Source organism: uncultured Tateyamaria sp., assembly GCF_947497045.1.
Lineage (GTDB): Bacteria > Pseudomonadota > Alphaproteobacteria > Rhodobacterales > Rhodobacteraceae > Tateyamaria.
Map to the genome: position 1 here is coordinate 244022 of NZ_CANMEU010000001.1, position 9666 is coordinate 253687.

The following is a 9666-nucleotide window of genomic DNA, read 5'->3' on the forward strand; positions in this document are numbered from 1 at the left end:
CGCTAATCGATTTTCTGGAACCCGCTGGCGGTTTGGCCCCGCCGATCGAGGGCAAGGTGTTGGAGGGCGATTGGCCTCAGGCCGGGGCGGTGCGCTGGCTGCGCCTTGAGGATGGGCACTATGTAATCGAGCGCATTTTGCTGAATGAACCAGAGCGGTTCGAGTATCAGATCTGGGTGTTTACCAATGCTGCCGGTCGCGCGGTGGAGCAAATTTTGGGCGTCCAGACCTTTACCGAGGTTGGTGCGGGCGAGACCCGCTTTGACTGGACCTATAGCATCAAACCCAAGAATGCCTTTGCGCGCTGGATCGTAAATTCGCGGCGGGATGCCTTTGATGCGTATCTGAGCGGAGCGACGGAGCGCATGGTCGCCGCTGTACGTACGAAGGCTGAGGGATGAGCCGGGTGCAGGCCATCTGGGCGCTGCACATTGGCCGCTCCGTGTTGACCAGCCTGTTCATCTTGGGAGGTATCAACAAACTGAGCGACCCGACTGCGGTGCTGGTGCAGATAGAGGCGGGCGGGCTGCCCGTTCCCAGCCTTGTTCTGGTGCTTGTCATCGCATTGGAACCGGGCGGTGGCCTTTGGGTTGCATCGGGACTGCGCGGCACGGGCCTGATGGCGCTTGGATTGGCGGGCTACACGCTGCTGGTGAACATCCTGTTTCACGCATTCTGGGCTGTGCCGACCGATAATTTTGGCACAGAGCTGTCGTTGTTTTTCAAGAACATTGCAGTGGCGGGCGGGTTGGTTGCGATGGCCGGAGTGTCTGTCTTGCGTCGCGCGGCCTAGTTTTTGTCGACATTCTCGGCAAAGGCGGTCTTGAACGCCTCTTGCTGCGCACCGCTCGCGTCGGTCTGAAAATTCGCTTTCCATTCGGCCATGCTCATCCCGTAGAACGCCTCGCGTCCTTCGTCCTTGGTCATGTCGATCCCGCGTTCATTTGCGGCCTCATGATACCAGCGGCTGAGGCAATTTCGGCAAAAACCGGTCAGGTTCATCATGTCGATATTTTGCACATCCGTGCGGTCCTGCATCAGGTGTTGGCGCAAGCGGCGAAAGGCGGCGGCTTCGAGTTCAAGCTGGGTTTGTGCGTCCATGGATGTGGTCCTTTTGTGGTGCCGGTCGGACTGGGGCGCTGCCCCAGACCCCGAGGTATTTGGGGCGAAAGGAAAGAGCTTGGTGTTAGAGATTGGCCTCTTGCCGGGCCGCTTCAAGGTGCGGGGCGAGGAAATGGGCCCAGTTGGTTTGGCCCGCCTCAGTCTCGATCAGGTCCTGGCGCAGTTCCAGGATGACGTTTGGCCGCCCTTTTGAATGCGCATGCTGTGTCATGGCGTCACCGGGAAAGAAGCCCGCATAGGGCTGATTGTCGCCGACGGGACTGGTCAGCGCCCCCTGAAGGCGTCCGATCAGCGGGTTGGCGATCCGGCGGTCTTGTGCGGACAACACGCCGATTTCCCACGGTCGTGGCGCGCGGGCCTGAAGCTGTCTGGTAAAGCTGTGCATGGACAGGAACGCGATGTCCTTGCCCCGCGCGGTTTCGACAATCGCGTCGTGATAGGGTTGGTAGAATGCGGCGATCCGGCGGGCCCGTTCAGCCGTGTCGATGCGCCGGTTTCCTTCTATGATCGTGCCATCATAAAGCTGCGGAATCAGCGTTGGATCATCCGCACCCCGGTTGGGATCAATCACAAGCCGTGAGAAGTTCGAGCAGATCACCGGCGCGTTAAGCGCCTCGCCAAGCGCGAGTGCTGTTCCCATCGCCCCGATGTCATAGGCGATATGGCGTTCCATTTCGGCCTCGGGCAATCCCAGACTGCCACCGCCCACGACCTCGGGCACCGTGTTTGAGGCATGGTCACAGGTGATCACCCAGTGCCCCGACCGGTCTGCCCCGTGAATGGAAAATGGAGAATACGTCATGCAATCGTCACCCAGGTTCCGCTAGGTTTAGGCCAGTTGCCACACGATGTGAATTGGGCAATAAGGCATGTGTTAGCGGTATCACCAAAAGGACTCTGTCATATGCGACGCCAGCGCAACGTGAAAATTGTGGCCACGCTTGGCCCGGCTTCGGACACATACGAGATGATCCGGGCCTTGCACGAGGCGGGCGCGGATGTGTTTCGCTTGAACATGTCCCATGGCAGCCACGAAGAGATTGCCGTCAAGCACAGAATTATCCGTCAGGTCGAGGAAGATTGCGGGTCGAGCATCGCCATTCTGGCGGACCTTCAGGGCCCCAAACTGCGCGTGGGCGTGTTTGCCGGTGACAGCGAGATGCTGGATGAAGGTGCGAAGTTCCGTCTTGATCTGGACAAGACAGAGGGCGATGCAAGCCGTGTCTGCCTGCCCCACCCCGAGATTTTTGCAGCGCTGGAACCCGGAAAATCGCTGTTGGTCAATGATGGCAAGATCCGGCTGCGCGTCGAAGCCTGTGGTGCCGATTTCGCGGACTGTGTGGTTGTGGCCGGTGGTGTGATTTCCAACCGCAAGGGTGTGAACGTCCCGGACGTAGAGTTGCCCCTTGCCGCCTTGTCCGAAAAAGACCGTGCCGATTTGGAATTTGTCGCCGAATTGGGCGTCGACTGGATGGCGCTGTCCTTTGTGCAACGCCCGGCAGACGTCGAAGAGGCCCGCGAGCTTGTCAAAGGGCGCGCCGCAATCCTGTCCAAGATCGAAAAGCCCAATGCGGTGGATCGCTTTGATGAAATTTTGGCCGCCAGTGACGGGATCATGGTCGCCCGCGGGGACTTGGGCGTCGAATTGCCTGTCCAGAACGTGCCGCCCATCCAAAAGCGCCTCGTGCGCAAGTGCCGCCACGCGGCCAAGCCGGTGATCGTGGCGACCCAGATGCTCGAAAGTATGATCGAAAGCCCCATGCCCACCCGCGCCGAAGTCAGCGATGTGGCCACCGCCATTTATGAGGGTGCAGACGCCGTGATGCTGAGCGCCGAGAGCGCAGCAGGCAGCTTTCCGATTGAGGCGGTAACCACGATGGACCGGGTCGCCGCAGAGGTCGAGCAGGACCCGACCTACACGCAGATTATCGAATCCAGCCGCAGCGCCAATCGCGCCTCGGTCGCCGACGGCATTGTGGCCGCCGCACGCGAGATTGCAGAGACCGCAGACATCAAGGCGATCTGCTGTTTCACCCAAAGCGGGACCACCGCCCTGTTGGTCGCACGAGAACGGCCCCGCGTGCCGATCCTCGCACTGACGCCGCTGAAGGGTACCGCCCGCCGGATCGCGCTGACCTGGGGTTGCAACTGCGTCGTGACCGGCGTCATGGATCGCTTCAAGGGAGCGGTTGTGGGCGCTGCCAAGGCCGCCCGCGACAAAGGGTTCGCAACGGCCGATGATCGGATCGTGGTCACGGCGGGTGTCCCGTTCAACGTCACCGGCACCACCAATATTCTGCGTGTCGCCCCTTGTGATGAACGTTTGATTTACTCGACCGATCCAGAGTAACCTTGCCCCGCGTTTAAGTAGGGTAACGAGATGACTCCGGATATGTATTTGGTGCTTGGCATTGTTCTTGCCGGGCTTTCGATTCCTTCGATGTTATCTGCGATATCCGACCAACGGGCGCCGCGGGCGTCGGCGATTACGGTGCTGATTGCGGGCGGGCTCATCTTGCTGGCGATCCAGACGCAGCCCGGCGGCTATCGGCTGGAAGACATCCCGGACGTCTTTGTGCGCGTGGTTGCGCAATTCATACCCTAACGGCCATTCCCGCCTGAGACCGCCCAAGCTCCACATTTGGCTTGCACTTGATGTGCGCGCGCCCTAAAGAGCGGCTTCGTTCCGCGCGTCCGGCCACAGTGGCATGCCGAGTCGCGTATCGACCGAACTCAAATGATGGAGACGGAAATGCCCAAGATGAAGACAAAATCGAGCGCCAAAAAGCGCTTCAAAGTGACCGCGACCGGCAAAGTCATGGCAGGTCAGGCCGGCAAGCGCCACGGCATGATCAAACGCACCCGCAAATTCATCCGTGACGCCCGTGGCACCACGACCCTGTCGGCCCCCGACGCCAAAATCGTCAAGGGCTTCATGCCCTACGACCGCTGATAGGAGGATAGACACATGTCCCGCACCAAAGGTGGAACCGTCGCCCACGCCCGTCACAAGAAGGTCATCAAGGCCGCCAAAGGTTATTATGGTCGCCGCAAGAGCACCTTCAAGGTTGCCCGTCAGGCCGTCGACAAGGCCAACCAATACGCGACCCGTGACCGCCATAACCGCAAGCGCAGCTTCCGCGCGCTGTGGATCCAGCGGATCAACGCCGCTGTGCGTGCCCATGACGAGGCGCTGACATATAGCCGCTTTATCAACGGCCTGACGCTGGCAGGCATCGAAGTGGACCGTAAGGTTCTGGCCGATCTGGCCGTCAATGAACCTGCTGCATTCGCCGCAATCGTGGATCAGGCCAAGGCACAACTCGCCTGAGCCACCGCGACAAAAAACCTATCCAAGGCCACTTCGAAAGAGGTGGCCTTTTTCAGTTATAGCGTTGGTTGAAAATGCACGCAAAGCAGTGCATGTCGGACTATTTAACTTGATCTTGTGGTAACTTTAGTCGGATCATACCACATCTGCTAAAGTGATAGGTAACGCCATGAATCTCACCCGCCTTGTTTACTATTCGCAACGCAACCCGTCCGAAAGCATGGATGCGCAGGCATTGATCGAGACGTGCAAACGCAACAACGCTCGCATGAACCTGACGGGCATGTTGCATTACAACGGTGATCACTTCATGCAGGTGATCGAGGGCGGCCGGGTCGAAGTGTCGGCGCTCTATCACCGCATTGCGCGCGACCCACGTCACAGCAACATCATCCTTCTGGCCTGTTCCGACGTCCGCGAGCGTATGTTCCCGACATGGTCGATGGGACTGCATCAAGGTATGGATGACCGCACGCAAAACATCTATCTGCGCTATTTTTCGACCGACGTCGTGAATCCGGAAACGGTGAACGTGGAAAGCCTGTTGGACGTGTTGCAGGACTTGTCAGTGGAACTGACACCGCAATTGCGGATCAACCACGGCTAAGCGATCAGCGGCGCGCCTTGCGCCGCTCGCGGGTCAGGGCGTTTTCTGCCGCACGTGCGCGGTCTTCGGCAACCTTGGCCCGGCGCCGCAATTTTGCGGCCTCTCCGGACAGAACGGCAATCCAGCTCTCATTTTGCCGGGTGTATCTTTGGCGGGCAATTGCGAACCCGACCGCCGCAGCCCCACCAAGCAGTACAAGGGCGACGGCAAACTGGACTGCGATCAGACCCATGTTCATCGCGACACCTCTTTGCGCATCACGCGTAGTTCGACACGGCGATTGATTGCGTCTTCGGCATCGCTACCTTCGGTCAATGGCGCGCGCGAGCCGAAACCCACTGCCTCGAACTGCGAAACATCCACGTCCAGTGAGGCCAGAGCGTTCAGCGTATTCTCGGCCCGTGTCCAGCTGAGTTGCAGATTGATGAGGTCCGTACCGGAGGTATCCGAATGACCGGCAATCTGCACACGCGCTGCGGGGCAGTTGTTGATCTGTGCGCCCACCCTAGCCAACGTGATCAAATCATCCGGCCGGATTTCGGCACTGCCCGCATCAAAATTCAAGACCGTTTTGGCGACTTGAGCGGCCAGCGTATCCACACAGTCTGCCAGTCTGGCCGGTTGGGCAGGGCGGGCAGTCACCGGCACGGACATTGCGATATCCTGCAATTCAGTCGCTGGTGATGCGGGTTGTGATGCTGCGTTGTTCAAGGCGGTCACCCACGGCAAATCAGTTGGCGCGGCAGGTGTAGTCCCGATATTTTCCTGTTCCACTTCAACTGCTTGAGCGGTTTCCGCCGGGGCTGGCTTGGCTGCTTCCACCATGACCTCGGCTTGCGCCACCTGTACCGAATCAAGAGGCGTTGCTACCTGCGCTCGGGTCCCTGACAGGTTGAGGCTGTAGACCCCGATCCCTGCCAGAACAAGGATGGAGACCGCGGCGACCCCGATCAGTTTCACCGACGATCCGCCACCTGATTGTGCAACACGATCAGCGCTGGCCAATGTCAGTCCCGCAGCACGCAGAGCCCGGACATCGCGCTCTTTACCTTTTCGAACCATCCCCACTAACCTCTTGTTCTACAATAACTCTTAGTTAAAAAATGTTACCGAAACACCTGAATCCCGCTGTTCGACATGGACTTGCACCCCCAGCAAAGCCGCCGTTTCGCGCAACATCGCCTCGTTCTCCAACAGGCTCATTTCGGACTGACCGTCGTCCAGGACAACCGTCAGCCCCAGTTCGCGTACCGTTTGCTGCAAAACCGATTTCAGACGGTGAGAATACATGGTCGGTTTCATTACGGATCCTGAACTCAGTTACGACGAATTTAACTGTAACGTACACAATATGATGTGTCTCGCAACGGGAACTTGCCCAAATATCGTGTGGGTTGAATCTGATCGCGAAAAGGATGTGATGCGCGTGGCCAGTGTTTGCCATCGCCATGTGTTGTGATAGCAGGGCAGCCAAAAGGAGCACGTCATGGACGATCTCAAATCCAAGTATCTGAGCCTGATTGCAGACGCCGCAGATGAGGCAACGCTGGAGGATATCCGCGTCTCTGCAGTGGGCAAAAAGGGCGAGGTCGCCCTCAAGATGCGCGAATTGGGCAAGATGACCCCCGAAGAACGTCAGGTTGCGGGTCCCGCTCTCAACGCGCTCAAGGACGAGATCAACAGCGCGCTTGCGGCCAAGAAGGTGGGACTGGCGGATGCGGCACTTGATGAACGTCTGCGCTCGGAATGGCTGGATGTATCACTACCTGCACGGAACATCCGTCAGGGCACCATCCACCCCATCAGTCAGGTCAGCGAAGAGGTCACGGCCATCTTTGCCGAAATGGGGTTTAGCGTAGCCGAAGGCCCACGGATCGACACCGATTGGTACAACTTCGACGCGCTCAACATTCCCGGCCACCACCCGGCCCGCGCCGAGATGGACACGTTCTATATGCACCGCGCCGAAGGCGATGACCGCCCGCCCCACGTGCTGCGCACCCACACCAGCCCCGTGCAAATCCGCAGCATGGAGGCGAGTGGTGCCCCCACTCGCATCATCTGCCCCGGCGGTGTGTACCGCGCCGATTACGACCAGACCCATACGCCAATGTTCCACCAGGTCGAGGGCCTTGCCATCGACAAGGACATCAGCATGGCGAACCTCAAATGGGTGCTGGAAGAGTTCGTGAAATCCTACTTCGAGGTCGACGGTGTCGATCTGCGATTCCGCGCGTCTCATTTCCCCTTCACCGAGCCGAGTGCCGAAGTGGATATTCGCTGCTCGTGGGAGGGCGGGACCCTCAAGGTCGGCGAAGGTGATGACTGGCTGGAGATTCTCGGTTCCGGCATGGTTCACCCCAAGGTATTGCAGGCTGGCGGCATTGATCCAAACGAATGGCAGGGCTTTGCCTTTGGGATGGGGATCGACCGGATCGCGATGCTGAAATACGGCATCCCCGATCTGCGGGCATTCTTTGACAGCGACTTGCGGTGGCTGCGTCATTACGGTTTTGCGGCCCTCGATGTGCCAACGCTGCACGGCGGGCTGAGCCGATAGAGCATGTGAAAGGGCGGATAGAATGACACGCGCTTCGCCCCCCGATCTGCAATCATTTCTGACGGACCTGAACACGTCCGTGCATGCCGCAAACGACTGGGGCACGCCCGCGAATTACATCCCCGAGCTGGCCTGCATCGCCCCGGATCAATTCGCGATTTCCGTGGCCTTGCCGGATGGACAGGTCCTGTCGGCAGGCTGCCACGATCAGCCCTTTTCGATCCAGAGCGTGTCAAAGGTGTTCACCTTGGCCTGTGTGCTGGGCCGCATCGGAGATCAGCTTTGGGATCGGGTGGGGCGCGAGCCGTCCGGGACATCCTTTGACTCCATCGTATTGCTCGAACGCGAACAGGGTCGCCCGCGCAATCCCTTCATCAATGCGGGTGCTCTCGTGACCACTGACGCGCTGCTGGATGGCCGGATGCCCGCCGACGCGCTCGCCGAAGTTCTGCACTTTATCCGCGCGGCGGCAGGCGACACAAATATCCACATCGACGGTGACGTGGCGGCCTCGGAAAAGGTGACAGGGCACCGCAATACGGCCCTTGCGCATTATCTGGCCTCGCACAAAAACCTGCATAACCCGCCCAACTGCACGCTGGAGACCTATTTCCATCAATGCGCCATCGCCATGACTACCGATCAGCTTGCGCGAGCCGGAACCGTGCTGGCGCGCTTTGCCAAGGCTCCGCGTTTGCTGTCCTCGGAACGCGCGCGGAGGATCAACGCGCTGATGATGACCTGCGGGCACTATGACGGATCGGGTGATTTCGCCTTTCGGGTGGGTCTACCCGGCAAAAGCGGCGTGGGTGGCGGCATCTTGATCATCGCCCCCGGCAAAGCGTCCATTGCAGTGTGGTCGCCGGGGCTGAACAATTACGGCAATTCCAAAGTCGGGACCGAAGCCGCAGACCGCCTGGCGGAGTTCACCGGCTGGTCCGTCTTCGCGGGCTGAAATTCAGCACTGATGTGCTAGGTTACCACCCATGAAAATATACCTCGTCGCCGCCATGGTTGTCCTGATCCTGATCGCGCACGTGTTCCTGTGGCGCTCGGACATGGCGAGGGGCCTCAAGATCACATTTACTGTCATCAATGTCGCGGGCTGGATGATCATCCTGGCCCCCATATTTCTGATCGACCGCTGGCTTGATGCGGTGAAGCGGCACAATTCCAGTGACCACGAAAATTTGACGTGACACGCCGCCGTGGGTGCGTAGCGTGCATCCCATGAGATATCTGATTGTATTGCTGGCCTTCTGGGCCATCCCCACCGCCGCCATGGGTCCATGGCAACGTGACTGCCAACTGGATGTGCCTTGCGAGGTCGGAGATCGGTCCTACCACGTCAAGGAACCCGATGGCTGGGATGGGAAAAGCCCCTTGCCCGTCCTGATCCACTTTCATGGCTGGCAGCGCACCGGCGCATTGCCTGTCCAGCACCAACGCATCTCCGGGGCAACCCGACGGCGTGGGGTGTTGTTGATTGCCCCCAACGGCAATCGCAAGACGTGGAACATGTGGGCACCAGAGACCGAAGACGTCGCCTTTGCCCAAGAAGTTCTTGAGGATGTGGCCAAACGCTACCCCATTGATCCGGGCAATGTCTTTCTGTCCGGTTATTCCTATGGGTCGATCATGGCATGGCGCGTGGCCTGTGATCGGGGGACACAGATGACCGTGCGTGCGCTGCTTGGGATATCAGGCACACTGAACCAGCAAGAGGATTGCGCCCAGGCACCGCAAGAGGTGCGCCACGTGCATGGGCTTGCCGACAACGTGCTTGATTTTCCCTATGGCCGGAACGGCGACCAGACCTATCCCGTAGCCCTGTGGCGTGCGCAGTTTGGGTGCGGCGCGCCCACAGCGACGCGTGACTGGTCCGCAGTTGATTTTCTGACGCTCAGCCGGACGGAATGGGACTGTGCAGGCGACACAAAGGTCGCCCTTGATATCCACCCCGGCGGGCACTTCATTCCGCATGGCTGGATCGCGCGGCAGCTCGACGAATTGCTCGGGCGCGACCCGGTCTATCCTTAGGATCAG

Annotated in this window: 16 protein-coding genes; 11 read left to right on the top strand and 5 right to left on the bottom strand. The window is 59.5% G+C overall.

The window, feature by feature from the left end:
- Positions 1–32 precede the first annotated feature (32 nt).
- A complete protein-coding gene (locus Q0859_RS01395; RefSeq protein WP_299147063.1) occupies positions 33–401 on the top strand; it encodes a hypothetical protein in 369 nt (122 codons plus the stop codon).
- On the top strand, positions 398–793 hold the full coding sequence (locus Q0859_RS01400; RefSeq protein WP_299147064.1) for a DoxX family protein: 396 nt from the start codon (positions 398–400) through the stop codon (positions 791–793). The genes Q0859_RS01395 and Q0859_RS01400 overlap by 4 nt, the downstream gene beginning before the upstream one ends.
- On the opposite strand, the gene Q0859_RS01405 is transcribed toward Q0859_RS01400, so the two are convergent.
- Entirely contained in the window at positions 790–1101 is a 312-nt protein-coding gene (locus tag Q0859_RS01405) for a DUF1244 domain-containing protein (protein ID WP_299147065.1), read from the bottom strand. The two genes, Q0859_RS01400 and Q0859_RS01405, sit on opposite strands and share 4 nt — an antisense overlap.
- An 85-nt stretch (positions 1102–1186) precedes the next feature.
- Positions 1187–1924 carry an N-formylglutamate amidohydrolase gene (locus tag Q0859_RS01410; protein WP_299147067.1) on the bottom strand — a complete coding sequence of 246 codons (738 nt, stop codon included), beginning with the start codon at positions 1922–1924 and terminating at the stop codon, positions 1187–1189.
- 102 nt (positions 1925–2026) lie between these two features.
- Here Q0859_RS01410 and pyk point away from each other — a divergent pair, with 102 nt between their 5' ends.
- The 5 genes from pyk to Q0859_RS01435 all read left to right on the top strand — a co-directional run bounded on the left by pyk (position 2027) and on the right by Q0859_RS01435 (position 5060).
- Positions 2027–3472: a pyruvate kinase gene (gene pyk, locus Q0859_RS01415; RefSeq protein WP_299147068.1), complete on the top strand. Its 1446-nt coding sequence runs from the start codon at positions 2027–2029 to the stop codon at positions 3470–3472.
- A 42-nt stretch (positions 3473–3514) separates the two neighbouring features.
- Positions 3515–3727 carry a hypothetical protein gene (locus Q0859_RS01420; protein ID WP_366523162.1) on the top strand — a complete coding sequence of 71 codons (213 nt, stop codon included), beginning with the start codon at positions 3515–3517 and terminating at the stop codon, positions 3725–3727.
- Positions 3728–3874: 147 nt separating this feature from the next.
- A complete protein-coding gene (gene rpmI, locus Q0859_RS01425; RefSeq protein WP_027263382.1) occupies positions 3875–4075 on the top strand; it encodes a 50S ribosomal protein L35 in 201 nt (66 codons plus the stop codon).
- A gap of 15 nt (positions 4076–4090) precedes the next feature.
- Positions 4091–4453 carry a 50S ribosomal protein L20 gene (gene rplT, locus Q0859_RS01430; RefSeq protein ID WP_299147070.1) on the top strand — a complete coding sequence of 121 codons (363 nt, stop codon included), beginning with the start codon at positions 4091–4093 and terminating at the stop codon, positions 4451–4453.
- Between the two features lie 169 nt (positions 4454–4622).
- Positions 4623–5060, top strand: coding sequence for a BLUF domain-containing protein (locus Q0859_RS01435; RefSeq protein WP_299147071.1), 438 nt, complete (start codon positions 4623–4625; stop codon positions 5058–5060).
- Between the two features lie 4 nt (positions 5061–5064).
- On the opposite strand, the gene Q0859_RS01440 is transcribed toward Q0859_RS01435, so the two are convergent.
- Genes Q0859_RS01440 through Q0859_RS01450 form a run of 3 tightly spaced genes read right to left on the bottom strand, consistent with a single transcriptional unit; the run spans position 5065 to position 6362 of the window.
- Complete coding sequence (locus tag Q0859_RS01440; protein ID WP_299147072.1) at positions 5065–5298, bottom strand: hypothetical protein; 234 nt, start codon at positions 5296–5298, stop codon at positions 5065–5067.
- Positions 5295–6122 carry an OmpA family protein gene (locus Q0859_RS01445; RefSeq protein ID WP_299147073.1) on the bottom strand — a complete coding sequence of 276 codons (828 nt, stop codon included), beginning with the start codon at positions 6120–6122 and terminating at the stop codon, positions 5295–5297. Before Q0859_RS01445 ends, Q0859_RS01440 begins: the two co-directional genes overlap by 4 nt.
- A gap of 30 nt (positions 6123–6152) precedes the next feature.
- On the bottom strand, positions 6153–6362 hold the full coding sequence (locus Q0859_RS01450; RefSeq protein WP_299147074.1) for a hypothetical protein: 210 nt from the start codon (positions 6360–6362) through the stop codon (positions 6153–6155).
- 184 nt (positions 6363–6546) lie between these two features.
- Between Q0859_RS01450 and pheS the strand changes: the two genes are divergently transcribed.
- From pheS to Q0859_RS01470, 4 genes are read left to right on the top strand one after another with little or no spacing between them, the layout of a single operon-like run.
- Positions 6547–7620 (top strand): phenylalanine--tRNA ligase subunit alpha, encoded by a 1074-nt coding sequence (gene pheS, locus Q0859_RS01455; protein ID WP_299147075.1) that lies wholly within the window; start codon positions 6547–6549, stop codon positions 7618–7620.
- A 22-nt stretch (positions 7621–7642) separates the two neighbouring features.
- Complete coding sequence (locus Q0859_RS01460; protein WP_299147076.1) at positions 7643–8575, top strand: glutaminase; 933 nt, start codon at positions 7643–7645, stop codon at positions 8573–8575.
- A 31-nt stretch (positions 8576–8606) separates the two neighbouring features.
- Positions 8607–8819 (top strand): phenylalanyl-tRNA synthetase subunit beta, encoded by a 213-nt coding sequence (locus Q0859_RS01465; RefSeq protein WP_299147077.1) that lies wholly within the window; start codon positions 8607–8609, stop codon positions 8817–8819.
- Between the two features lie 31 nt (positions 8820–8850).
- Entirely contained in the window at positions 8851–9660 is an 810-nt protein-coding gene (locus tag Q0859_RS01470; RefSeq protein ID WP_299147078.1) for a polyhydroxybutyrate depolymerase, read from the top strand.
- The last annotated feature ends 6 nt before the right edge of the window (positions 9661–9666 follow it).